The following is a 23477-nucleotide window of genomic DNA, read 5'->3' on the forward strand; positions in this document are numbered from 1 at the left end:
CAAACACACGCCTCGTTTTTTTATTGGTGTGAATCTGCCTGAACATCCTGATCCTTTTCCCTTGCGGCGATTTCACTCGCTTCACTTGAAGCTGTCGCTTGTACCTCAGCTTGTTCAAACTCACTGCGAGCCTCATTTGAAATGTCTACTTGGTCACCCTGCTGATTCACAGTAACAGACGAAGAAGACGATTCTTTTTGAACCTCTTTCTCTAGTTCCTTTAATTTAGACACATGAAGCTCTAAATCTTTTCCTTGCTGAACTAGAGTCAGTTGTTGAAATAATGCCTTTCTCTCTTCTGGAGAATGGTCGCCTTGAACAATTTTCGCAGCTTGGTTTAAAAAAGAATTTGATGTTTGACCCGCTTGACGACTGTTTGACGTCTGCACAGCATTTGTTAAAAATGAAATTGAAGATATGCTCATGCGTTCACATCCTATTAAATAAAATCCTTGAATTTAGCAGCCACATCTAACGCGTTCTTGGCTAGTACATATCTCACCTGTATCACGATCCACGTAGTAACGGAAAGTTCCAACACCTTGAAGGAAACAAGTTGGCGCTGATTTGCATGAAGTGACTAATTTTTGTAAAATACATCTTGAAGCTGCAGGTTGAACATTGGTCATTTTGTTTAAGAAACGATCTAACATATGAATTCCACCTTCCAATTTTTAAGGTAATACAACACAATAATAACCAATTACAAGACAACCAACAACATATTTTGATAAATTTACTAATTATTTTTAACTATTAATCTTATTTATGACATAAATTGTCGTTAAAATTTATAGTAAATGTTACTTTTTTCTTATTTGAAGATAATTTATTTATCCATAAATAGTAAAGTGAAGATAGAAATATTTTTTAATTGCTCTACATTCACTCCTCCTAAAGTACTACTTGCTCAAGTATGATAAAGAGTGAATACATAAAGGAGTGAACACCATTGCAACAAACTGAGAAAATCATTCAATCTCTTCATTCGATCACAAAGTGGGGAAAAGTTGGTAGTATATTTCTCTATATTTCAGGCGGCCTAGCTATTCTTATTGGTTTTTGGCTTGTTCTTCCTGCTGCCCTTGGCGTCTTCCTCATTATGATGGGATTCCATGTACAAAAATCTGTAAATGCAGCTGAACAATTAATTCAAGCTCCTGATACTTCTTATGAAGAGTTATTAGAACAATATGCTAAGATGATGAAAATGCAGACGCTATTTGCCATATCAAGTATTGTCACAGTCATTCTCTCATTCATCGCCATTATCTTGATGCTGATATTAGGTGGCCTAGCCTTTCTTCAAGAAATTCCTAGTGACGTCCAGCAATACGAAGGTGAATACGAACAAGAGCTTGGTGACTTTTATTAATGGAGAGGGGTATCAATGAACATTCGATACCCCTTTTGTTTGATCATTTGGCATTGATCATCCTACTAAGCTTGACATTCCGCCTTGATCATTTTAAAATACAAATCGTAACCATTACGAATTAAAGGAGGATCCATTACTGATGCTCGTAAAAATTACCTTAGCCTGTACTGAAACAGGTGACAGAAACTATATCACAACAAAGAATAAAAGAACGAATCCGGACCGACTGGAGTTAAAAAAATATTCTCCTCGGCTAAAGAAATATACCCTTCATAGAGAAACAAAATGAATTTTTTAGGCTTTAAATCGTAATTATTACTTTTTAAGTGAGGCGGAAATCAAAATGAGTATTGTCAAAAGGACAGAAAGAAATGAATAAGCGAATACCTGTTACAGTATTAAGCGGTTTTTTAGGAGCAGGAAAAACAACAATATTAAATCATGTCCTACAAAATCGTAAAGGGTTAAAAGTAGCTGTGATTGTCAATGACATGAGCGAAATTAATATTGATGCAGAACTAGTCAAACAAGGCGGTGAGCTCTCTCGATCAGATGAGAAGCTAGTTGAATTGTCTAATGGTTGTATTTGCTGCACATTGAGAGAAGATTTGTTAATCGAAGTAGAACGCCTGTGTAAGACTGGTCATATCGATTATATTGTCATTGAGTCAACAGGTATTAGTGAACCAATTCCAGTCGCGCAAACTTTCTCTTATATTGATGAAGAAATGGGGATAGATTTGACACGCTTTTGCCGGTTAGACACGATGGTCACTGTTGTAGATGCGAACCATTTCTGGACCGACTTCCAGTCAGGAGAAAGTTTATTAGACCGTAAACAAGCCGTTTCCGATGATGACGAACGGGAAATTTCTGATTTACTTATTGATCAAATTGAATGTTGTGACGTGCTGATTATAAATAAGTGTGATCTAGTATCAAACTCAGAATTAGACCGACTTGAGCACGTGCTGACCACACTTCAACCAGAAGCATCTATCATCAGAACCTCAAAAGGGCAAGTAAAGCCAAGTGACATTTTGAATACTGGTTTATTCGACTTTGAAAAAGCCAGTGCTTCTGCTGGCTGGATCAAAGAAATCAACGCCGGGCATTCTCAGCATACGCCGGAAACAGAAGAATACCAAATCTCATCCTTTGTTTATGAAAGAAGACTCCCCTTTCATACTGGCAGGTTAAATAATTGGTTAGATCAGATGCCTGAGCAAATAGTTCGCGCTAAAGGATTTACATGGCTGGCCACACATCATGATTTAACCATTTTAATTTCACAGGCCGGAAAATCTGTTGCGATTGAACCAATTGCATACTGGATTGCTGCCTTGCCTGAGCAAGATAAGGCACGGATATTAAAGCAAGAACCAGAGCTTCTTGACGAGTGGGACGCAGAATTTGGTGATCGGCATACAAAACTTGTGTTTATCGGCGTAGATTTGCCTAAAGCAGATATCATTCGCACACTAGATCAATGCTTACTCACACCTGAAGAATTTGATCAAGATTGGACTACATTTGAAGACCCCTTTCAATGGAAAATCCAACATTAAAAAAGGAGGGTTTTAAGTGGCAAAGAAATCTAAGATTGCTAAAGAAAAAAAGCGGCAGCAGCTTGTATTGAAATATGCAGAATTAAGAAAAGAGTTAAAAGAAAAAGGTGACTATGAAGCTTTACGGAAATTACCTAGAGACTCTTCCCCTACCCGCTTAAAAAACCGCTGTGAATTAACCGGCCGCCCTAGAGGTTACTTACGAAAATTTAAAATGTCTAGAATTGCTTTTCGTGAGCTTGCCTATAAGGGCCACATCCCAGGAGTAAAAAAATCGAGCTGGTAAAGATTGAGTTGATCTTATCACAGCTCTCATAAAAGTAAAGTAGCAAAAAATGTTTAAAATTCTATTTTCCAGGCATATCTAAACCTTTTTGAGCTACAAAATAACATTTTAAAAACCAGCAGAGTTTCTGCTGGTTTTTTATAATGACTGGATTCATAAGATGAATAGACCTATTTCAAAAAAAGATTGTCAACAATGATTATGACTTTTTCTATTCTTTTCAAAAATACATGAACATGATACTTTGTTGTCACTACCCACCGATGTATGACATTTCAACTTTTTTCTGATCTTTCTTCTGTTCTCTCTCGGCTGAATATTGATCCTGTCTATTCGACCATAGTTCCTTCAATATATTCTTTATATCTTCATTATCTTTAGCCGAGCGAATCACCCGTTTCAGATCAAAACCCGACGATGCAAAAAGACATGTAAACAATTCACCGCGAGCAGAAAGCCTCGCTCTGTTACATGTTCCACAAAAAGCATCTGAAACAGAAGAAATAATGCCTATCTCTCCTGAACCATCTTTATAAAAGAATCGGTTGGCTACTTCACCTGGATATTGAGGAGGTTCTGGTTTGATAGGAAATGTTGAATCAATTAGACCAATGATCTCTTTCTTTGTCATGACATGCTCTAGATTCCATTTGTTCGTATTTCCAACATCCATAAACTCGATAAATCTGAGAACATGTCCTTCTTTTTTAAAGTAAGCTGCCATTGGTAAAACATCCTGATCATTCACACCTTTTTGAACAACCATATTGATCTTAATAGCAAGTCCAGCTTTTTTTGCAGCCTCAATCCCATCAAACACTTTTTGGATAGAAATATTCCTTCCGTTCATTTGCATAAAACGGTCAGGATTTAATGAATCCAAACTAATGGTGACTCTCTGAAGACCTGCTTTCTTTAACTTATCAGCATATAAAGGTAAAAGCGTTCCATTGGTTGTCATAGCAATGTCTTCGATTCCTGGAATTTTTGAAAGCTTTTCTATTAAGATAGGCAAATCTTTTCGCATTAAAGGTTCACCACCCGTGATGCGTATTTTCACCACACCTAAGTCCTTTGCAAAAAGGGTAGCAAGCTGTTCAATTTCTTCGAAACTAAGCAGTTCTTCTTTATTCAAAAAAGGATAATCTGGTCCAAAAATTTCAGCAGGCATACAGTACGTACATCTAAAGTTACAGCGATCTGTTACTGATATTCTTAAATCGCGCAATGGTCGATGTCTCTTATCCAATATACTGTCCATACTTTGCCTCCTATTCTGTAATACGCTGATGGTGAGTGTAGATATTAAAAGATTTTCCTCTGACGAATCCAACTGTCGTGATATTTAATTCTTCTGCCATATTAAGCGCCAGCTCAGTAGGTGCTGATTTTGAGATGACGATCGACACTCCTAGTTTTGCTGCCTTCAATAAAACTTCTGACGATATCCGGCCGCTAAACACAAGGATTTTATCTCTAAGTGGAATTCGATGAAGTAAACAGTATCCATAGATTTTATCTAAAGCATTATGTCTTCCTATATCAGTTCTAGTGATGAATAGCTTCTCTGTGTCACACAGTCCAGCATTATGCACACCACCAGTATGTTGAAATAATTGGCTTTCTTCTTGTAAACACTTCATTAGATGCATACAGGTTTCAGCAGAAATGTTGATTCGATCAATGGCTGTTTTTGCCGTTTTCACATCTTGGAGAAAATAAAAGTGTCTCCCTTTCCCACAACAAGAACCAATCACTCGCTTTGTAAAATCTGATGACTGAAATCCGCTTGGGTGAACTAAATCAACATATGCAAAGCCCATACTTTCATCTATTGTAAACCTTTTAATCTCATTTTCAAATCGAATGACTCCTTCTGAAGCTAAAAAACCGATAACCAATTCTTTCAAATGATCTGGTGAACAAACAAGTGTCACAAATTCCTCTCCATTCACGATCACAGTTAAAGGGAATTCTTCTACAACTTCATCTGTTTTGCAAGTAAATTGGCCTTCACGGTATTGGTGTATGACTCGTTTCTTTTTAACAGAAGGATTCATTGTATGATCTTCCTTTCAGCACAAATTTAGTTATATGATCCAATCAAATTATGATATTATTTTAAAAAGTCATAAAATTGCAACATATTCCTATCTTATCAAACTTTTTGATTGCTTTATATGGGGGGAACAAAATGAACAAATCGAAAAATCGCTGGCTCATTGCAACAAGTGCTGTAGGAATTCATTTATCTATTGGGTCTGTTTATGCTTGGAGTGTTTTTACGAACCCTTTGCATCAAGCCTTTCAGTGGTCATTGACAGAAATAAGCTTGACCTTCAGTATTGCTATTTTATTTTTAGGATTATCTGCTGCTTTCATGGGGCATTTCGTTGAAAGGTATGGTCCAAGGGCATCAGGGCTCTTCTCAGCTATTTTCTTCGGTATTGGAATGACAGGGTCAGGATTCGCTGTCCACATGTCCTCACTCCCACTCCTCTATTTATTTTATGGTGTGCTCGCTGGGATAGGATTAGGGGTAGGCTACATTGCACCTGTATCAACTTTGGTGAAATGGTTTCCGGACCGAAGAGGACTTGCAACCGGCTTAGCTATTATGGGTTTTGGATTTGCGTCTCTTATTTGCAGCCCAATTATCCAATATCTCATTGAAAAAGTGAACATCGCAAATACCTTTTACATTCTTGGAATTTCCTATTTTATGATCATGGTGATCTCATCTCTTTATTTATCACCACCAACATCTGAAGACGTCAAACAGTTTGACGTGTTAAAAACAAATCAAAGAAAAATCCCTCAGGATTTATCACAGCTTACAGCAAATGAAGCGATCAAAACACGACGTTTTTATTATTTGTGGCTCATGCTCTTTATTAATATCACATGCGGAATTGCCATTATTTCAGTTGCATCGCCTCTTGCACAAGAAAGTGTTGGATTCACTGCAGGTGCTGCAGCTACCCTTGTTGGTATTTTAGGTGCTTTTAATGGTTTAGGGCGGATTGGCTGGGCATCCTTCTCAGATTATATCGGAAGGCCGAATACGTATACAATCTTCTTTAGTATCCAGCTCATTGCCTTTCCTTTACTCCCCTATTTAAAAGAACCGCTCGTCTTTTCAATCGTGATGGCGATCATTTATACGTGCTATGGAGGAGGGTTTGCTTCAATTCCAGCCTATATTGGGGATTTATTTGGCACGAAACAACTTGGTGCCATACACGGTTATATTCTGACTGCCTGGGCCGCTGCTGGTTTAGCTGGACCTTTATTTTCATCCTTTATTCGAGATATAACAGGTAACTACACGCAAAGTCTGATGGTGTTCTCTGGCTTATTTTTCATCGCTTTTATCATATCTCTTCTCATACGGAAAGATATTCAACAGCTTAGAGAAACAAACCTTGCTGCTACTTCTTCTGTCTCAGCCCGACCTTAATTTGAATTTGACAGAATCACAATCTAAAGGTAATTTTTAGATATGAAAACGCTTCATAAAGTAATAGGAGGGTGATGATATCATGGGGAAAACAAAACATAAGGGGCCTATTAAGCTTAATAAAAAACCCTCACCAAAGCTATGGGCCTCTTTTGCGCCTATGGGGCTTGGAAAAGTAAAACCGAAACACATTCGAGATACGATGAAAGTGGCATGGGAAAACAAGGATAATCTCCCCTATGCATATCGTATTTTAACGCAGGGCGTGTGTGATGGCTGTGCCCTGGGTGTTTCAGGGTTATATGACCAAACGCTCGCAGGACCTCATATATGCACCACAAGACTAAATGTACTTCGTCTTAATACAATGCCAGCTATTGATCCAAAATGGTTCGAAGATATTCAACAGCTCAAACAAATGGACAGCACCTCTCTTCGCAAACTTGGCCGTATTCCTTATCCACTGATTCGAAAAAAAGGTGACAATGCCTTTACGCGTATTTCCTGGGATGATGCATTAGATCAAATCGCAGCTAAAATCAAATCAATTGATAAACGGCAGCTCGCTTTCTATTTAACGGCTAGAGGAATTACAAATGAAGTCTATTATACCGCTGCGAAGGCAGCTCGCTTTATCGGGACAAATCATATTGATAATGCGTCTCGCATTTGTCATTCACCGAGCAAAACCGCTCTTAAACGATCCCTTGGTATAGGAGCCTCCAGCTGTAATTACAACGATTGGATCGGAACGGATGTCTTAATTTTTTGGGGATCTGTCGCAGCAAACAATCAGCCCGTTTCCACTAAATATATGTATGCGGCGAAAAAGAAAGGAACCAAAATTATTGTCATCAATCCGTACAAAGAGCCTGCCATGGAAAAGTACTGGGTTCCCTCTATTCCAGAAAGTGCTCTATTCGGCACAAAAATCGCGGATGATTTCTATCAAGTCAATATAGGCGGCGATATTGCGTTTATGAACGGCGTCATCAAACATTGGTTTGACATGGAGCAGCATGCTCCCCATTCCGCTCTTGATCATGAATTTATTCAAGCCCATACTACCGGCATACAGGATTTAAAGCAGCATGCCGCACAGTTGAAGTGGGAGGACCTAGAAGCATCATCAGGCTTATCAAAAGAAAGAATGAAGGAATTTGCGATCCTCCTTGCCAATGCCAATTCAGGCGTTTTTATTTGGAGTATGGGTCTTACCCAGCACCGCTTTGCAACTGATAATATATCACAGGTCGCCAACCTTGCTATGTTACGTGGATTTATTGGCAGGAAACATTGTGGTGTCATGCCAATTCGAGGGCATAGCGGCGTTCAAGGTTCTGGTGAAATGGGTGCTGATCCATTCGTTTTGCCGGGCAGTGATTTTGATGAAGAGAATATTGAAAGAATCGAAAAAATTTGGGGGTTTGACATTCCGAAATGGCATGGTGACACCATTGGGCAATCCTTTGAGAAAATGGCTCTCCCAAAAGAACATCCGCAAAAACTCAAAATGCTGTTTACGAGCGGCGGAAACTTTTTAGAAACGATGCCAAATCCAGATGCGATCGAAAAAGCTTTATCTGAGCTTGAACTCCGTGTCCATCAAGATATCATTTTGAATACCTCTACACTTGTAGAGGCAGAAGAGACGGTAATTGTTCTGCCTGCTATGACAAGATATGAACAGCCAGGCGGCGGTACATCAACTAGTACGGAACGCATGGTATATTTCAGTCCAGAAATTGAAGGACCTCGTATTGAGGAAGCCAGAGCAGAATGGGACATTTATATTGATCTTGCAAAAAGAGTCCGGCCAGAAGATGCTGAGCTGATTCATTTCGAAACGGCTGAAGACATTCGCCGTGAGATTGCGGTCGCAAATCGAAACTATGACGGCATCCAGCATTTGCGTCATAAAGGAGACGTTTTTCAATGGGGTGGCGCATGGCTATGTGAAGACGGGGAGTGTCCAACACCGGACGGCAAAGGACATCTTCTTCCTGCCCAGCTGCCTCAATACCGAAAAACGGAAGGACATTTTAATATCACGACAAGAAGAGGAAAGCAATTCAACTCCATGATCTATAGTGAAAAGGATGCCTTTAATGGTGGGAAGCGTCATTCTATCTTGATGAATAACGAAGATGCAAAAGAACTTTATGTCCAAGAAGGTGATCCAGTTGTCTTGTTTAATCAATATGGGTCCTATCAAGGAGTGGCTCAATTCGGGGATTTGAAACGTGGCAATATCGCTGTTTATTGGCCTGAAGGGAACGTTTTAATTCCAAAGGGTGTGTATGAGAGCTACTCACAGATTCCCGAGTATAATACGGCGGCAATATTAGAAAAAGCTGAAACTTTTCATGCAAGAAAAGATCAGCACTACGTGGAGAAACGAATTGATGAATTAGAAACTACTTTGAATTGATCTTCAACTAAAAAACAGCTGGGGAAAACAATCCCCAGCTCCCATTCATATCCTACTGACCAAAAGCGCTCGCTTCATTTTGTAGAATGTGATTCAATTCTTCGGCATTCGCAGCCGGTTGATATTGTCCACCACCCGCTTTTGCAACAGACTTTAGACTTTTTGCTTCTTTTTCATTCACGTCAAAGCCGATGATATTGACAATGGTGTCAATTCCGTCTTCATGTAATTCCTTTGCTGCTTGTGAAGGGCTTCCTCCACAAGTTTCTTTACCATCACTGACGACATAGACAATATTTTTTCCTTCAGCCTGGTGATCTTCAAAATCTTGTTTCGTATCTGTTAATGCTTTTGCAAGTGGTGTCCAGCCGGTCGGCTTATACACATTCAGTGCTTGCTGAAATGTTGATGGCTCATATGATCCAAATCCGTAAACGGCTTCAGAGCTTCCACAAGAAACTGCTTTTCCTGCATTTTTATTGGTTCCTTCATGACCAAACACACGTAGCAGGACTTGTGTATCTTCTGATAAAATACTTGCGAAGCTTTGAATAGAACGTTTGGCGATATCGATTTTCTTTTCGCCTTCAACTGATTGTGCCATGCTGCCGCTTAAATCAAGTAATATCACCACATGAGCAGGCTCCTGTTTTGTCACAGCATGAGCTGGTGAAGAAAGAAGCAGGACAAGACTAGCCAAAATGGTTAATACAATATTTCGTTTCATTCATAAAAACCTCCCTTTTTACATTTGTACAGAAAAAGAGAAACGATAGCATACATCAATCGTTTCCCTTTTGTTCAGCAAGTTATTCGTGTAGTTTTAATGATTCTGCCGACAAGATAGAACCCATTTCTTTACCAGTGCTTGCTTGGTAGTATTGGCCTTTACCCGCTTTGGCTACTTGCTTCAATTGACCTTCATAGCCATCGTTAAAGTCTAATCCGATCACATTAACAACAGTCGATCCTTTTGAGTTATGCAATTCTTTTGCTACTTTTACTGGATCTCCGCCACAAGTTTCTTCACCATCAGTGATTAGGTACACAATATGTTTTGTTCCACCATTAAGCTGTTCATCCGTTTGCTTTGCATTTTCAAGAGCACGAGCAATCGGTGTCCAGCCATTTGGTCCAAGTCCGTTTAAAGAGTTTTCAAAGCTTTCTTTTTCGTAAGGCTGTACGCCATAAACGCCTCTAATGACTTCACATGATTGAGCTTTACCTGAATTTTTGTTGTTACCTTCAGAGCCAAACAAGCTCATACGAATTTTAGCGTCTTTTGGAAGTGACTGAGCAAATTTAAATACCTCTTGTTTTGCGAGGTCAAATTTGCGTTCTCCCTCTACTTTTCTTGCCATGCTTCCACTTGCATCAAGTAAGATAGTAACTCTTACATCTTTGTTATGTTTTTTGACTGTAGATGCTTTTGCAAATACTGGTGAAGAGATTGACATAGATAATGTCAATACAGCTAAGGTTACGAGTGTAAATACTTTTTTCAACATCATTTTTCCTTCCTCCTTATGTATTTAATTGAAACATCTTAATCGTAAAATATTCTGTCTTGGAATGGTATAGGACTCGGTCCCTTTTTCTCTTTCATCAAAATCACTAAAAATCTGTCAGTTGTCTAGATATATTCACCTAACACATCATTTTTTCTTTTGTTTTCTCCTTCTTTCGAGGGGCTTTGTATCGGCCATCGGTTCTTGTCGGGACGTAAATGTTTAAGATTTCCTGAGGTGCGTCTTAAGTCGCAAATTGACACATTCTGTTCAAACCTCTTGGAACACAAAAAAAGATGCCCCATTTCTGAGGCACCTTTGCTTTATTTTTTAGCCATATACGTGTTGAGAAAACGTTCAGCTGATTCAATTTGAATCCCTTTATAATAATGTTTCACGATAGCCTCTACTTTTTTGCCTGACTGTGCCATATAGTGCGCACCATACTGACTCATTCCAACCCCATGGCCATACCCTTTTGTCGTAATGATAATTTGCTGGCCCTGTCGTTCCCATGTAAAGTCCGCTGAATGAAGTCCTAGTGACTCTCGAATGTCTCTGCCTGTCAGTGTTTTACCGTTTATTACGGCTTTCGCTACTTGATTTCCTGGCGTCCGTTCTACTATCTGTCCTACCTGAGCCTGCTGAGTGAGCGTCACACCTAATTTTTGCTGAAATTCACTAACTGGGATGGTTTTCTTGTTTTGAAATTTTGGCGATTTTTCGTCCCATTTACTTGAGACACTTTTCAAATATGGGATTTCGTTTTTCCAATAAGCTTCAGCATTTTCCGTTTTTCCGTTACTTGTTGAGAAGAATGAGGCATCAATTGGTTTCTCGTCATAAGTCAGCACTTTTCCTTGTGTGCTGGCGACAGCTTCTGTGACTTTTTTTAACTTCCAATTGTACGCTTTCCCCCAAATTTTCTTGAGTTCCTGCTTGTTTTTATAAACTTGGAACATTTGGGTGTCATCTACAAGAGAGCCCTTTGGTGATTTGACGGTCTTATCGATGATCATTTGTCTGACGATATACGTTCTTGCAGCGAGTGCCTGTGCCTTGAGTGCTTCCATTTCAAAATCAGCTGGCATTTCAGACGCTACGACACCGATCACATACTCTTCTAAGGGGATGTTTTCTACCTGCTGATGAGCTGAACGATAGACGGGGATAGCGACGGGTGATTGCTTCAATTTGACTGTACCCTTCACTTCTTTTTTAACTGATGGCTCCGCTGATACATGCTGGCTTACCTCCGGTTTCCCTTGAAACGTCGGCAACACAAGTAAAGTTGGAATCATTAAAATAATGATGCATATTCCTGCGATTGTCCATATCATTGGTTTCATATTTGGCTGCCCCCATTTGTCATTGAATCTCTTTTATCCTATGGGCGGGGACAAGCTAATATGACAGCTTCTTTCATTCAGTGGACAAGTCTTTTGATGAAGATATGAGGCTGTTTATCAACTGATTTTACTGTTCGTCTTTATGAATAAAATTTAAGATGGTTGGATACACTAATGATAAGCTTTAAAAATAAAGCATTCTATGATTCTAAAAAAAATCAGCATGCCCCATGGACACACTGATTTCTTTATGATTACGCGTTCAGATCTGATACAACTTGTTCTTGTGTCACATCTGCTGTTTCATCGTTTACTCTTTCAATATCTGCACCGATTGCTGCAAGCTTCTGGTGGAAGTTCACATAACCACGATCGATATGCTTCAACTCAGTGACACGTGTATGACCTTCTGCTACTAATCCAGCAAGTACAAGTGCTGCTCCTGCTCTTAAATCAGTCGCTGATACTTCAGCACCTTGAAGTTGAACCGGCCCGTTGATAATCACAGAGCGACCCTCAATTTTAATATCGCCATTCATGCGGCGGAATTCTTCAGCATGCATAAAGCGGTTTTCAAACACCGTTTCTGTAATCATGCTTGTTCCGTTCGCACGAAGCAATAGCGCCATCATCTGAGATTGCATATCCGTTGGGAAACCAGGATGTGGCATTGTTTTTAGATCGATTGGCTTGAGCTCAGATGGTCCAATGACTCTTAAACCTTCTTCTTCTTCAATGATCTGAATACCCATTTCTTCCATTTTTGCTACAAGTGATGTCATGTGCTCTGGCACTGCGCCCTTTACAAGAACATTTCCTTCTGTAATAGCTGCTGCCACCATGAAAGTACCTGCTTCAATTCTGTCAGGGATGATGTTGTGTTTTGCACCGTGAAGTGTTTCCACACCTTCGATTTTGATTGTACCAGTACCAGCTCCGCGAACCTTACCGCCCATGGCATTGATGTAGTTTGCCAAATCAACAATTTCAGGTTCTTTTGCTACGTTTTCTAAAATCGTTGTTCCTTCAGCTAATGCTGCTGCCATGATGATGTTTTCAGTTGCACCGACACTTGGGAAATCCAAATAGATTTTCGCACCTTTTAAACGGCCTTTTACTTCAGCCTCGATGAAACCATTTCCTACTTGAATTTTAGCTCCCATTGCTTCAAAGCCTTTTAAATGCTGGTCAATTGGTCTTGAACCAATCGCACAGCCTCCAGGTAATGCAACTCTTGCATGACCTGTTCTTGCTAAAAGTGGTCCCATGACGAGCACAGACGCTCGCATTTTACGGACATACTCAAACGGAGCCTCAGTTTCTAGTGCATGAGATGCATCCACTGATACTTCGTTATTTTCAAAATGTACTTCTGCTCCTAAATGACGTAACACTTCATTGATTGTATATACATCGGAGAGCGTAGGTACATCACAAATTACGCTTTTTTCTGTACTTGCTAACAAAGATGCAGCGATAACTGGTAAAACGGCATTTTTTGCGCCTTCTACTTTAACTGTGCCGTTTAACTTTTGACCGCCGCGGACGATGATTTTTTCCAAGGTCTTCCCCTCCGCGTCCCAAATTCTCTATATTAATATTCAGTCGTTACGATTGGTGTGCCAACCGTAATCGTATGATTTTCGTTCATTTCCGAACTTCTGATGGCAATTTGAACATTCATTTTATCATTTGAAGTCATAATGAACTGTTCCCACTTATCTGTGTAAGCGGAAAGCGACACAAAATTAGACTCAACGAGATACTCAACTGGTTTTGCTTGAAATTCATTTGCTAACGTTTCAGCTTTTTTTTGCAAAACAACATCCATCATACCATTTACATGACCATCGAGACAAGTAAAAATTACAAATTTCTCTTGTAATATGCTTTTTGCATGACGTACGAACTGATCATATGTATGCTCCCAGGTATTCAGTGGGCGAGCACCTTTTTGCTCATATAATAAATACGACTTTTGATTGGATTTTGTGTCGGTCTTCACGAGTAAAATTTTCGATAAAGTATCATTTTTTTCATCTTTGTAAATTCCTGTGACTTTGGTGACATGTTTCTCTTCTTTTTCGGTCCACTCATACTGTCGTAGTTCGTCTTTCAAACGTTGCACTTTTTTTGAAAATTGTTCGGATGAAATGTCTACATTTGTTTTGGCGTGAAGGGTCCATCCATCTACTTCAATTTGCTGGTTTTTCAGACCTTCTGCTATTTGGGCGAGCGGAGAAGATTCTTCCGCACGAACACCTTGAATCATCAGAACAAAAAAAAGAATAAACGCAAATAATGGCCAACCTTTTACATACTTTCTCACTTGTCATTCCCCCTTGCTACAAGTGTTGCCGCAAGAAGGTCTATGCATACGTGGAAAAGTCATCAAAGACCATACTTTTGACGCTTCTTTTTACGTTCCCGCATAAGGCAGTGACCAAACCTTTTATGTTAGAACATATAAGGAATTTGTCTAGAGAAATTTAAGTAATCAAGGAAGAAATTGCTGACTGCAGATGCGATGGCAATGGTAATGAGCATCATCAGCAATCTTGCCTGAACGATTTTCCCTTTTTTAATCAGTGGATCAATATTTACGGCAAGCAATGCCCACCATGTAACCGCAATAAAAAACAGGTGGATCACAATACTCACGATGGCTTGTTGTCCTACGTCTTCCATACAGTTGAATCCTCCTTTTATTTATTTCTGTAAAGGAAAACTCCCTTTCATTATATCCTCGAAAATCGGAAAGATGAATCATTTGGAAAAAAGAGCTACATTTAGAGTAAATCCCCTCTTATCCTGGTGCCAAGGAGATGATATACTGCGTGTGGAAGGAGCTGAACACATTGAAAGATTCTTTTCCTGACTTTGTTGATTTGTACGGAGAACTGGTTCCCTCATTTGATCATGAATGGGAGGCCATTGCTTTCTACTTTGATTATAGACAGACACAGCTAGAAGAATTAGCGCAATTGTGTCATTTTCATAACATTTCTTTGGATTATTCTGAGGAAAGCCTGTATCAGTTAGAATCACTATACTTTGATGCATTTACCAAGCAGCTGTTTGCTGAGTGGAAAATGCCAATAGATGCATTAGAAGCGATGATGAGTGTGTATATGGGAGAGGTTGTCCTCCGTCATCATTCAGATGCTGACTGGGTAGTACGGCCTTATATGGACTCTCCGCATCAATATACGCTTGGTTTGCGCCGGCACAATAAAACGTGGCATAGTACGCAGTTTTGCGAGCACTTATATCTTGAAAAACAGGATTCTCACCCGTATGTGTCGATGTACCAATCTCTCATGTCATTCTAAAAAAATCCTTCTTATCACAATGATAAGAAGGATTTTCTGTTTTATTTCCCTGCTACATTTAAACGGTTTAACGCCCGTTTTAATGCGAGTTCCGCCCGGCGTACATCACTTTCATTCGGGTGGTTCAAATGCTCTTCAGCACGCTGTTTCGCTGATTTAGCACGATCGACATCAACTTTATCTGATGTTTCAGCGGCCTGAGCAAGAATGGTTACTTGTTCAGGGCGAACTTCAACAAATCCGCCACTTACTGCAACCAATTCAGTTGATCCACTATGTTTTAAGCGAACTGCACCGATTTTTAGCGGAGCAACCATTGGAACGTGGCCAGCTAAAATACCAAGCTCACCGCTTTCTGCTCTGACACTGACCATTTCCACATCCGCTTCATACACTGGGCCGTCGGGAGTAACGATATTGACTTGAACGGTCTTCATGCTTTTACCCTCCTAAGGACCAGATTAGGCCTCTACACCCATCTCTTTGGCTTTTTCAACCACTTCTTCAATGCGTCCAACTAAGCGGAATGCATCTTCTGGAAGGTGATCGTATTTACCAGATAAGATTTCCTTGAAGCCTTTAACAGTTTCTTTCAATGGCACATAAGAACCCTTTTGGCCAGTGAACTGCTCTGCTACGTGGAAGTTTTGAGATAGGAAGAATTGAACACGACGTGCTCTGTGTACCACAAGCTTATCGTCCTCAGATAATTCATCCATACCTAAAATGGCAATGATATCTTGTAGTTCTTTATAACGCTGCAATGTTTGCTGCACTTCACGCGCAATAGCATAGTGCTCTTCACCAACGATCTCAGGTGCAAGTGCACGAGATGTTGAAGCAAGAGGATCAACCGCTGGGTAAATACCCATTTCAGTCAGCTTACGCTCAAGGTTTGTCGTTGCATCAAGGTGAGCGAACGTTGTTGCTGGAGCTGGATCTGTATAGTCATCCGCAGGTACATAGATCGCTTGAATCGATGTAACCGATCCTACGTTTGTAGACGTGATACGCTCTTGCAGCTGACCCATTTCTGTTGCAAGTGTCGGCTGATAACCTACCGCTGAAGGCATACGTCCAAGAAGGGCTGATACTTCAGAACCTGCTTGGGTAAAACGATAGATGTTATCGATGAAGAACAATACGTCTTGACCTAGTTCATCACGGAAATGCTCTGCCATTGTCAAACCAGTTAGGGCAACACGCATACGTGCACCTGGTGGCTCGTTCATTTGGCCGAAGACCATGGCTGTTTTTTCGATAACGCCAGAATCTTTCATTTCGTAGTAAAGGTCGTTTCCTTCACGTGTACGCTCTCCAACACCAGCGAATACAGAAATACCGCCGTGTTCTTGTGCGATGTTGTTGATCAATTCTTGAATCAGAACGGTTTTACCTACACCGGCTCCACCGAATAGACCGATCTTTCCACCCTTGATGTAAGGAGCAAGAAGGTCAACAACTTTAATACCCGTTTCAAGAATTTCAACTTCTGTAGAAAGTTGATCAAAAGAAGGCGCTTGTCTGTGGATTGGATCTCTTTGAGCTTCCACACCAAGTGGCTCATCTAAGTCAATGTTATCTCCCAGTACGTTGAATACACGTCCAAGTGTTACGTTACCAACTGGTACTGAAATTGGTTTTCCAAGGTCTACAGCTTCCATACCGCGCTTCACACCGTCTGTTGATGCCATTGCGATGGTTCTGACTGTATTATCACCTAAATGTAGTGCTACTTCTAAAGTTAAGTCGATAGTAACTTCACTTTCGCTTTCCGCTTTATGCGAAACTCTGATCGCATTATAAATCTCAGGCAAGTGACCGTCTTCAAAATGAACGTCTACGACTGGTCCCATGATCTGACTGATGCGTCCTGTTTTCATTGCATTCCCTCCTGACAATTATTTCTATTCTAAGGCAGCTGCTCCGCCGACAATTTCTGTAATCTCTTGTGTAATCGCTGCTTGACGAGCACGGTTATAAGAGAGTGTCAGGTTGTCGATCAATTCTTTTGCGTTGTCTGTTGCACTCTTCATTGCTGTCATCCTTGCAGCATGTTCACTTGCTTTGCTGTCAAGAAGCGCACCGAAAATCAAACTCTCTGCATATTGAGGAAGGAGAACTTCAAGAATTTCTTCTTCAGAAGGCTCAAACTCATAAGATGCGGAACGTTTATTTGGTGTCGCTGCGGCCGAAAGGTCCGTTAGCGGCAATAATTTCTTCTCTGTTACTTCTTGTGAAATGGCACTGACAAAGTGGTTGTAGAACATGTAAAGTTCGTCAAACGCTTCATCAGAGAACATTTGAACTGTACTGCTTGCTAATTCTTTAATATCAGCAAACGCTACTTCGTCACCAAGCCCTGTTACTTCAGAAATAACTGGAATACCGCGCTTTTTGAAGAAGTCGCGTCCGATTTTACCAATCACAATCACCGCATATTCATCAGCGGATTGATGACGAGATTGAATGGTTTGGTAAGCGGCACGCAAAATCGAGCTGTTAAAAGGTCCTGCAAGCCCCCGATCAGATGTAATGACGAGATACCCTGTTTTCTTGACAGGTCTTGAAAGAAGCATTGGGTGCTTAGCACTTGTTCCAGTTGCGATTGCAGCAACCACTTCCTGGATTTTCTCCATGTAAGGAACAAAAGACTTCGCATTGTTTTCAGCACGATTCAGTTTCGCAGCTGATACCATTTGCATCGCTTTTGTGATCTGACTCGATTTTTTCGTTGACGTGATCCTTGACTTTATATCGCGTAATGAGGCCAAAGATTTCACCACCTTTTTTCAGGAATCCGTGTTCATTTACGTGAAAAGAGAGAAAAAGAGAATCTTTTTCTCTCGGAAAGATTACTAATTAGTTGCTTGGTGCAAACGTACGTTTAAAGCCTTCGATTGCTGTATTCCACTCTTCATCAGCAGGCATGTTTCCTGTTTGAGAGATGGTGTCAAACAAGTCTTTATGGTTTTCTTCAATGTACATGAATAACTCAGCTTCAAAACGTTTGACATCAGCAATCGCGACATCGTCTAAGTATCCTCTTGTAAGTGCATAAAGAATCGCTACTTGTTTTTCAACTTTAAGCGGTTTGTTCAAGTCTTGTTTTAAGACTTCAACTGTTCTAGCACCACGGTTTAATTTTGCTTGAGTCGCTTGGTCTAGATCAGATCCAAACTGAGCGAATGCTTCAAGCTCACGATAAGAAGCAAGATCCAGACGAAGTGTACCTGCTACCTTTTTCATCGCTTTGATTTGTGCAGAACCACCTACACGAGATACAGACAATCCTGCGTTTACTGCTGGACGTACGCCTGAGAAGAAGAGATCAGATTGTAAGAAAATCTGTCCATCTGTGATTGAAATAACGTTTGTTGGGATATATGCAGAGATATCGCCAGCTTGCGTTTCTACGAAAGGCAATGCTGTGATAGAACCGCCACCCTTTTCGTCACTAAGCTTCGCTGCACGCTCTAATAAACGAGAGTGAAGATAGAAAACATCACCAGGGAATGCCTCACGACCTGGAGGACGGCGAAGCAATAATGAAAGCTCACGGTAAGCTGCCGCTTGTTTAGAAAGGTCATCATATACAACAAGTACGTGCTTGCCGTTATACATGAATTCCTCACCCATCGTTACACCTGCATAAGGAGCAAGGTAAAGAAGCGGGGCTGGCTGTGATGCAGAAGCTGTGACTACGATTGTGTAATCAAGCGCACCATGCTTACGAAGTGTTTCAACAACACCACGAACCGTTGATTCTTTTTGTCCGATCGCTACATAAATACAGATCATGTCTTGATCTTTTTGGTTTAGGATCGTATCAATTGCAACAGATGTTTTACCTGTTTGACGGTCACCAATGATCAATTCACGCTGTCCGCGTCCGATTGGAATCAAGGCATCAATTGCTTTAATCCCTGTTTGAAGCGGCTCATGTACAGATTTACGATCCATAACGCCTGGTGCTTCACTTTCGATTGGACGAGTTTTGCTCGTTAAGATTGGACCTAGTCCATCAACAGGCTGACCAAGTGGGTTCACAATACGTCCGATTAATTCTTCACCTACTGGAACCTCCATGATACGACCTGTACGTTTTACATCGTCACCTTCACGGATATCTTTGTAAGGTCCTAAAATCACGATACCTACGTTAGACTCCTCAAGGTTTTGAGCCATACCCATTACACCATTAGAGAACTCAACCAGCTCTCCTGCCATAATGTTGTCAAGGCCATGTACACGCGCGATACCGTCCCCTACTTGAATGACTGTACCGACATCTTTTACTTCAATTTCAGATTGATAGTTTTGGATTTGCTGCTTTATCAGCGCGCTAATCTCTTCAGCTTTGATACTCACTAAGGTTTCACCCCTTCTAACGATTTTCGCCTGCAAGCTGACGTTCAATGCGGGAAAGCTTTCCGCTGACACTGCCGTCATAAATGCGGTTTCCGATACGGATTTTCACTCCGCCTATTAGATCCTTGTCAATCACATTTTCAACACGCAGTGATGTGACTTCGGCTTTTTTGGCAAATACTTCAGATAAAGATTGAATTTCAGCGCCGCTCAGCGGTTTCACTGAATACACGACCGCATCGTCTATTTGTTTCGTGCGGTTTGCAAGTTTCACAAACTCAGACGTCATTTCAGAGAAAATATTCGTGCGTCCGCGGTCAATCAATAAATACATTGTGTGCAATACATGTGTCGAAACACCTTTGAAAGCTTCTGCAATCAAATGTTTCTTTTTATCTGCCGTAATCTTTGGATGAACAAGAAAGTCATTCAATTCTTGGTCAGCCTTTAGAACTTTTTTGATCTCATTCAGCTCTTTTTCAGTTTCGTCTACTGCCGAAGAAGCAAGAACGATGTCAAAAAGAGCAGAAGCGTAACGCTTAGAGACAATAGTCACGCTCATCGGCTTTCGCCTGCCTCTTTAAGATACTCTTGAATCAATTTCTCTTGTGCTTGCTCATCAAGTTCTCTTTCAATCACTTTAGATGCAATGAGTACAGATAGTGATGCAACCTGCTCGCGCAGTGCAGCCACAGCTTGTTCTTTTTCTTTCACGATTTCAGTTCTAGCAGACTCTTTCAAGCGCTCTGACTCTTGACGTGCTGCTTGAATGATCTCTTCTTTTTGTTTCTCACCAATCTTTTTCGCATTTTCGATGAGTGTATGTGATTCTTCGCGTGCTTCTTTCAATAAGACACGTTGTTCTTCAAGAAGCTTTTCAGCTTGAACGTGCTTTTGTTCAGCACTTGAAATTTCATTTCCTATATAATCTTCACGCTGCTTCATAATACCTAATAAAGGTTTAAGCGCAAATTTCTTTAAAAGTGCAAGCAGGATGAGCATAGCGATAAGCTGGAATAACATATCCCCGGCGTTGAAACTTAAGCCACCTGCTCCTAAAACCACTGGTAACTGAGACATTTAGTACGGCAACTCCCTTCTTTAAATAATATGTTAAGAAACAAAACATAAAGGAATGGCGAAGTTTCGAACTAATCTGATCTTCGCCATTAAAATTCATATTAGAACGCTTCTCACATATTAACCAAAGAATGCCAAGAATGCGATAACGACAGCGATAATTGGAAGTGCCTCAACTAAAGCGACCCCGATGAACATAAGTGTTCTTAGTTCTCTACCAGCTTCTGGCTGACGAGCGATTCCTTCAACTGTTTTAGATACGATTAGACCGTTACCAATACCTGCTCCTAGTGCTCCCAAACCGATTGCAATTGCTGCTGCTATTAAATTCATTAAAAAGCTCCTCCTTTAAAATAACGTCCTTTTTGGACTCTCAATTTTTTAGTGTTCATCGCTGACTTTATGGGAAATGTACACCATTGTCAGCATGGTGAAGATAAATGCTTGGATTGTTCCGACAAACAAACTGAATGCCTGCCATACAATCATTGGCACGATGGCACCTAATGTACCAACGATACCAAGCGCAATGTTTTGCGTGTAGAAATTGGTCGCAAGTCCTGCAAGCAAACCAAGAAGAATCTCTCCAGCAAAAATGTTTCCATAAAGACGCAAACCAAGTGTTAGCGTGTTTGCAAATTCTTCAATAAGTTTCAATGGTACTAAAAGCGGAATTGGTCTAAAGTAGTCTTTCGTATATTCCTTGACTCCTTTTGCCTTGACACCGTAGTAATGTGTCAATCCCATGACCATAATCGCTAGTGTCATTGTGATTGCAGGGTCTGCTGTTGGTGATTTCCACCACAAGTTGTGATCGACCGTAATCGAGAATGGCAGTCCAAGCATGTTTGAAACAAATATGTACATGAGTAATGTAACGCCAAGCGCTAGAAATGGGGCTCCTGTTTTCATGTCCATCGAACTACCTATGATATTTCGAACAAAATCAACAATCCATTCCATGAAGTTCTGCGCCTTTGTCGGACGAATAGACAGAACACGAGTAGTCAGCACCGCTATGAGAAGAACGATGATACTAGCAATCGTAATCATGAGAACATTGGATAAGTTGAACGTTAACCCTAAAAATTCTGTAGTTTTTGAACTGTGACCCAAAGAGTATTCACCTCTCTTCCATAGTAGAACGTTTAAGTTGAATGAAGGAATCTATCATAATGACAGGATATATTGTCATTAATCCTATAACAACACCTGCCAGATGAACTTCATTAGGGTAACGCCAAGCAATCGCTACTGCGAGAATTGCGTTGGCCCACCTGGCTGTACTTCCCATTGAACGAATGGATTTTCCTTTTTTAACCGCTCGATCAAAAGCGTGCATTCTCCGTATAAGTAGGAATAAATTAAAGAAAGCAAAAATTGTGCCGATAATGAAACCAAGAAACAGTGGTTTAAAACCAGGCATGGCATAGCCAAACACAAAAATTGCCAATAGATAGAACATATATTTACTCTGTCTGCGGAAAATCGCGTTTGGATCGTTCATTCATCTGACTCCCGATGAAAAATATTGTAAAAAAGGTGATAATTGGTGATGAAAACTGCGTAGAAGACGCTTATGATAAGCAGTCCTGTTCGAAAAAAATCAATCACCCATCGGTCTAATTGCACAATCAGACTTGAAATCTAAAGATCTATGGGATGCTGCTTCATTCGCTGATACAAACCCTGATAATTAAAGGGTTCACAATGAGGATTAGTAGAGTGCTATAGGCTATGAAAACCTTACCATAATACCCTCGTTTAGCATACAATAGCGTCTATGATGTGTCAATCCGTTGAAAGTTAAAAAACTTTTCTATAGTGATAGAGCACACAAAATGTTCACATTTTCATCAAACTTTAGGAGACACGTGACATTCATTGAAAAAAACAGCTAATGTTCAGTATACATTGATTTTTCTAAGAACGATATCAACCGTTTGTCATATATTTCAAAAAGCCCACATGCACGTTTGCATGTGGGCTTTTATTAAAACATGTTATTTCGTTCCATACATACGGTCACCAGCATCACCAAGACCTGGGATAATGTAACCTTTTTCGTTCAATTTCTCATCTAATGCTGCAATGTAGATATCAACGTCAGGATGATGCTTTTGCATTTCTTCTACACCTTCAGGGGCAGCAATCAGACACATGAAGCGAATGTTTTTCGCCCCGCGTTTTTTCAAGCTGTTCAATGCTTCGACTGCTGAACCGCCAGTTGCAAGCATTGGATCTACTACGATAAATTCACGCTCTTCCACATCAGATGGAAGCTTCACATAATATTCAACAGGCTTTAATGTTTTCGGATCACGGTATAAACCGACATGTCCCACTTTAGCAGCTGGAATGAGTTTCAAAATCCCGTCCACCATTCCAAGACCTGCTCTTAAAATTGGCACAACACCGAGTTTCTTCCCTGAGATCACGTTTGATTTGGCTACTTGTACAGGTGTTTCTACATCTACCTCTTCAAGCGGTAAGTCTCTTGTGATTTCAAATGCCATTAATGTTGCGACTTCATCCACTAGCTCTCTAAATTCTTTTGTTCCTGTATGAACGTCACGAATATATGTAAGTTTGTGCTGAATAAGCGGGTGATCAAATACATAAACCTTTGCCATTGCCTGCTACAACTCCTTTTCTGTCATCTTCCGGTGAACTTTGCACACTTCCTACAATTCTACATAAAAAGACGTCATCTT

General features: G+C 40.4%; 26 protein-coding genes. 7 read left to right on the top strand and 19 right to left on the bottom strand.

The window, feature by feature from the left end; translation table 11 throughout:
• Window positions 1–20: 20 nt before the first annotated feature.
• Window positions 21–425 (bottom strand): hypothetical protein, encoded by a 405-nt coding sequence (locus MKZ03_RS16865; protein ID WP_341032480.1) that lies wholly within the window; start codon window positions 423–425, stop codon window positions 21–23.
• 527 nt (window positions 426–952) lie between these two features.
• Between MKZ03_RS16865 and MKZ03_RS16870 the strand changes: the two genes are divergently transcribed.
• From MKZ03_RS16870 to rpsN, 4 genes are all read left to right on the top strand, one after another.
• The gene (locus MKZ03_RS16870; RefSeq protein WP_340973962.1) at window positions 953–1375 is read left to right on the top strand and encodes a DUF5362 family protein; all 423 of its coding nucleotides are present in this window, start codon (window positions 953–955) and stop codon (window positions 1373–1375) included.
• Between the two features lie 142 nt (window positions 1376–1517).
• A complete protein-coding gene (gene rpmG / locus MKZ03_RS16875; protein WP_182488955.1) occupies window positions 1518–1667 on the top strand; it encodes a 50S ribosomal protein L33 in 150 nt (49 codons plus the stop codon).
• 82 nt (window positions 1668–1749) lie between these two features.
• Window positions 1750–2946 (top strand): GTP-binding protein, encoded by a 1197-nt coding sequence (locus tag MKZ03_RS16880; RefSeq protein ID WP_341032483.1) that lies wholly within the window; start codon window positions 1750–1752, stop codon window positions 2944–2946.
• A gap of 16 nt (window positions 2947–2962) precedes the next feature.
• A complete protein-coding gene (gene rpsN / locus MKZ03_RS16885; RefSeq protein ID WP_025093900.1) occupies window positions 2963–3232 on the top strand; it encodes a 30S ribosomal protein S14 in 270 nt (89 codons plus the stop codon).
• A gap of 253 nt (window positions 3233–3485) precedes the next feature.
• Here the strand turns inward: rpsN and moaA are convergent, their stop codons facing one another.
• Both moaA and fdhD read right to left on the bottom strand, forming a co-directional pair.
• Window positions 3486–4493 carry a GTP 3',8-cyclase MoaA gene (gene moaA, locus MKZ03_RS16890; RefSeq protein WP_334750688.1) on the bottom strand — a complete coding sequence of 336 codons (1008 nt, stop codon included), beginning with the start codon at window positions 4491–4493 and terminating at the stop codon, window positions 3486–3488.
• A 10-nt stretch (window positions 4494–4503) separates the two neighbouring features.
• On the bottom strand, window positions 4504–5292 hold the full coding sequence (gene fdhD, locus MKZ03_RS16895; RefSeq protein WP_307500397.1) for a formate dehydrogenase accessory sulfurtransferase FdhD: 789 nt from the start codon (window positions 5290–5292) through the stop codon (window positions 4504–4506).
• Between the two features lie 134 nt (window positions 5293–5426).
• Between fdhD and MKZ03_RS16900 the strand changes: the two genes are divergently transcribed.
• A complete protein-coding gene (locus tag MKZ03_RS16900) occupies window positions 5427–6692 on the top strand; it encodes an L-lactate MFS transporter (protein ID WP_340973966.1) in 1266 nt (421 codons plus the stop codon).
• Between the two features lie 82 nt (window positions 6693–6774).
• Entirely contained in the window at window positions 6775–9123 is a 2349-nt protein-coding gene (locus MKZ03_RS16905; protein WP_066031620.1) for an FdhF/YdeP family oxidoreductase, read from the top strand.
• A gap of 52 nt (window positions 9124–9175) precedes the next feature.
• Here MKZ03_RS16905 and MKZ03_RS16910 read toward each other — a convergent pair whose 3' ends face one another.
• The 6 genes from MKZ03_RS16910 to MKZ03_RS16935 form a co-directional block, all read right to left on the bottom strand.
• On the bottom strand, window positions 9176–9850 hold the full coding sequence (locus MKZ03_RS16910; RefSeq protein ID WP_034660275.1) for a VWA domain-containing protein: 675 nt from the start codon (window positions 9848–9850) through the stop codon (window positions 9176–9178).
• Window positions 9851–9932: 82 nt separating this feature from the next.
• Window positions 9933–10631, bottom strand: coding sequence for a VWA domain-containing protein (locus tag MKZ03_RS16915; protein WP_080869567.1), 699 nt, complete (start codon window positions 10629–10631; stop codon window positions 9933–9935).
• Between the two features lie 323 nt (window positions 10632–10954).
• Window positions 10955–11980: a stage II sporulation protein D gene (spoIID, locus tag MKZ03_RS16920; RefSeq protein ID WP_106071343.1), complete on the bottom strand. Its 1026-nt coding sequence runs from the start codon at window positions 11978–11980 to the stop codon at window positions 10955–10957.
• 254 nt (window positions 11981–12234) lie between these two features.
• A complete protein-coding gene (gene murA, locus MKZ03_RS16925; protein ID WP_034660278.1) occupies window positions 12235–13542 on the bottom strand; it encodes a UDP-N-acetylglucosamine 1-carboxyvinyltransferase in 1308 nt (435 codons plus the stop codon).
• A 32-nt stretch (window positions 13543–13574) separates the two neighbouring features.
• On the bottom strand, window positions 13575–14309 hold the full coding sequence (locus MKZ03_RS16930) for a YwmB family TATA-box binding protein (RefSeq protein ID WP_034660279.1): 735 nt from the start codon (window positions 14307–14309) through the stop codon (window positions 13575–13577).
• Window positions 14310–14437: 128 nt separating this feature from the next.
• Window positions 14438–14668: a DUF1146 family protein gene (locus tag MKZ03_RS16935; protein ID WP_034660280.1), complete on the bottom strand. Its 231-nt coding sequence runs from the start codon at window positions 14666–14668 to the stop codon at window positions 14438–14440.
• Between the two features lie 137 nt (window positions 14669–14805).
• On the opposite strand from MKZ03_RS16935, the gene MKZ03_RS16940 reads away from it, so the two are divergent.
• Entirely contained in the window at window positions 14806–15312 is a 507-nt protein-coding gene (locus MKZ03_RS16940; RefSeq protein WP_374955720.1) for a hypothetical protein, read from the top strand.
• Between the two features lie 41 nt (window positions 15313–15353).
• Here MKZ03_RS16940 and MKZ03_RS16945 read toward each other — a convergent pair whose 3' ends face one another.
• From MKZ03_RS16945 to upp, 10 genes are all read right to left on the bottom strand, one after another.
• Complete coding sequence (locus MKZ03_RS16945; RefSeq protein WP_034660282.1) at window positions 15354–15749, bottom strand: F0F1 ATP synthase subunit epsilon; 396 nt, start codon at window positions 15747–15749, stop codon at window positions 15354–15356.
• 24 nt (window positions 15750–15773) lie between these two features.
• Complete coding sequence (gene atpD / locus MKZ03_RS16950; RefSeq protein ID WP_034660283.1) at window positions 15774–17195, bottom strand: F0F1 ATP synthase subunit beta; 1422 nt, start codon at window positions 17193–17195, stop codon at window positions 15774–15776.
• A 24-nt stretch (window positions 17196–17219) separates the two neighbouring features.
• Complete coding sequence (locus tag MKZ03_RS16955; protein WP_034660284.1) at window positions 17220–18086, bottom strand: F0F1 ATP synthase subunit gamma; 867 nt, start codon at window positions 18084–18086, stop codon at window positions 17220–17222.
• 88 nt (window positions 18087–18174) lie between these two features.
• Window positions 18175–19683 (bottom strand): F0F1 ATP synthase subunit alpha, encoded by a 1509-nt coding sequence (gene atpA, locus MKZ03_RS16960; RefSeq protein WP_034660286.1) that lies wholly within the window; start codon window positions 19681–19683, stop codon window positions 18175–18177.
• Window positions 19684–19699: 16 nt separating this feature from the next.
• Window positions 19700–20245 (bottom strand): F0F1 ATP synthase subunit delta, encoded by a 546-nt coding sequence (locus tag MKZ03_RS16965; RefSeq protein ID WP_106056356.1) that lies wholly within the window; start codon window positions 20243–20245, stop codon window positions 19700–19702.
• Window positions 20242–20763: a F0F1 ATP synthase subunit B gene (gene atpF / locus MKZ03_RS16970; protein WP_034660288.1), complete on the bottom strand. Its 522-nt coding sequence runs from the start codon at window positions 20761–20763 to the stop codon at window positions 20242–20244. Before atpF ends, MKZ03_RS16965 begins: the two co-directional genes overlap by 4 nt.
• A 120-nt stretch (window positions 20764–20883) precedes the next feature.
• A complete protein-coding gene (atpE, locus tag MKZ03_RS16975) occupies window positions 20884–21096 on the bottom strand; it encodes a F0F1 ATP synthase subunit C (protein WP_003214968.1) in 213 nt (70 codons plus the stop codon).
• A gap of 48 nt (window positions 21097–21144) precedes the next feature.
• Window positions 21145–21879: a F0F1 ATP synthase subunit A gene (gene atpB / locus MKZ03_RS16980; RefSeq protein ID WP_003215198.1), complete on the bottom strand. Its 735-nt coding sequence runs from the start codon at window positions 21877–21879 to the stop codon at window positions 21145–21147.
• 7 nt (window positions 21880–21886) lie between these two features.
• A complete protein-coding gene (locus MKZ03_RS16985; protein WP_024423731.1) occupies window positions 21887–22270 on the bottom strand; it encodes an ATP synthase subunit I in 384 nt (127 codons plus the stop codon).
• 496 nt (window positions 22271–22766) lie between these two features.
• Window positions 22767–23396: a uracil phosphoribosyltransferase gene (gene upp / locus MKZ03_RS16990; RefSeq protein ID WP_003214553.1), complete on the bottom strand. Its 630-nt coding sequence runs from the start codon at window positions 23394–23396 to the stop codon at window positions 22767–22769.
• Between the last annotated feature and the right edge of the window lie 81 nt (window positions 23397–23477).

This window comes from Bacillus sp. FSL R5-0431, from assembly GCF_038002985.1.
In the GTDB taxonomy this organism is placed as follows: Bacteria; Bacillota; Bacilli; order Bacillales; family Bacillaceae; genus Bacillus.

Excerpts from the sequence above, each read along its gene's own strand:
- MKZ03_RS16880 (WP_341032483.1), top strand. The coding sequence starts at position 1,750 with ATGAATAAGCGAATACCTGTTACAGTATTAAGCGGTTTTTTAGGAGCA.
- MKZ03_RS16910 (WP_034660275.1), bottom strand. The coding sequence starts at position 9,850 with ATGAAACGAAATATTGTATTAACCATTTTGGCTAGTCTTGTCCTGCTT.
- atpF (WP_034660288.1), bottom strand. The coding sequence starts at position 20,763 with ATGTCTCAGTTACCAGTGGTTTTAGGAGCAGGTGGCTTAAGTTTCAAC.
- MKZ03_RS16865 (WP_341032480.1), bottom strand. The coding sequence starts at position 425 with ATGAGCATATCTTCAATTTCATTTTTAACAAATGCTGTGCAGACGTCA.
- fdhD (WP_307500397.1), bottom strand. The coding sequence starts at position 5,292 with ATGAATCCTTCTGTTAAAAAGAAACGAGTCATACACCAATACCGTGAA.
- MKZ03_RS16935 (WP_034660280.1), bottom strand. The coding sequence starts at position 14,668 with ATGGAAGACGTAGGACAACAAGCCATCGTGAGTATTGTGATCCACCTG.
- MKZ03_RS16940 (WP_374955720.1), top strand. The coding sequence starts at position 14,806 with ATGATATACTGCGTGTGGAAGGAGCTGAACACATTGAAAGATTCTTTT.
- atpE (WP_003214968.1), bottom strand. The coding sequence starts at position 21,096 with ATGAATTTAATAGCAGCAGCAATTGCAATCGGTTTGGGAGCACTAGGA.
- MKZ03_RS16985 (WP_024423731.1), bottom strand. The coding sequence starts at position 22,270 with ATGAACGATCCAAACGCGATTTTCCGCAGACAGAGTAAATATATGTTC.
- MKZ03_RS16905 (WP_066031620.1), top strand. The coding sequence starts at position 6,775 with ATGGGGAAAACAAAACATAAGGGGCCTATTAAGCTTAATAAAAAACCC.
- MKZ03_RS16945 (WP_034660282.1), bottom strand. The coding sequence starts at position 15,749 with ATGAAGACCGTTCAAGTCAATATCGTTACTCCCGACGGCCCAGTGTAT.
- atpD (WP_034660283.1), bottom strand. The coding sequence starts at position 17,195 with ATGAAAACAGGACGCATCAGTCAGATCATGGGACCAGTCGTAGACGTT.
- MKZ03_RS16915 (WP_080869567.1), bottom strand. The coding sequence starts at position 10,631 with ATGTTGAAAAAAGTATTTACACTCGTAACCTTAGCTGTATTGACATTA.
- moaA (WP_334750688.1), bottom strand. The coding sequence starts at position 4,493 with ATGGACAGTATATTGGATAAGAGACATCGACCATTGCGCGATTTAAGA.
- spoIID (WP_106071343.1), bottom strand. The coding sequence starts at position 11,980 with ATGAAACCAATGATATGGACAATCGCAGGAATATGCATCATTATTTTA.
- upp (WP_003214553.1), bottom strand. The coding sequence starts at position 23,396 with ATGGCAAAGGTTTATGTATTTGATCACCCGCTTATTCAGCACAAACTT.
- MKZ03_RS16900 (WP_340973966.1), top strand. The coding sequence starts at position 5,427 with ATGAACAAATCGAAAAATCGCTGGCTCATTGCAACAAGTGCTGTAGGA.
- rpmG (WP_182488955.1), top strand. The coding sequence starts at position 1,518 with ATGCTCGTAAAAATTACCTTAGCCTGTACTGAAACAGGTGACAGAAAC.
- MKZ03_RS16965 (WP_106056356.1), bottom strand. The coding sequence starts at position 20,245 with ATGAGCGTGACTATTGTCTCTAAGCGTTACGCTTCTGCTCTTTTTGAC.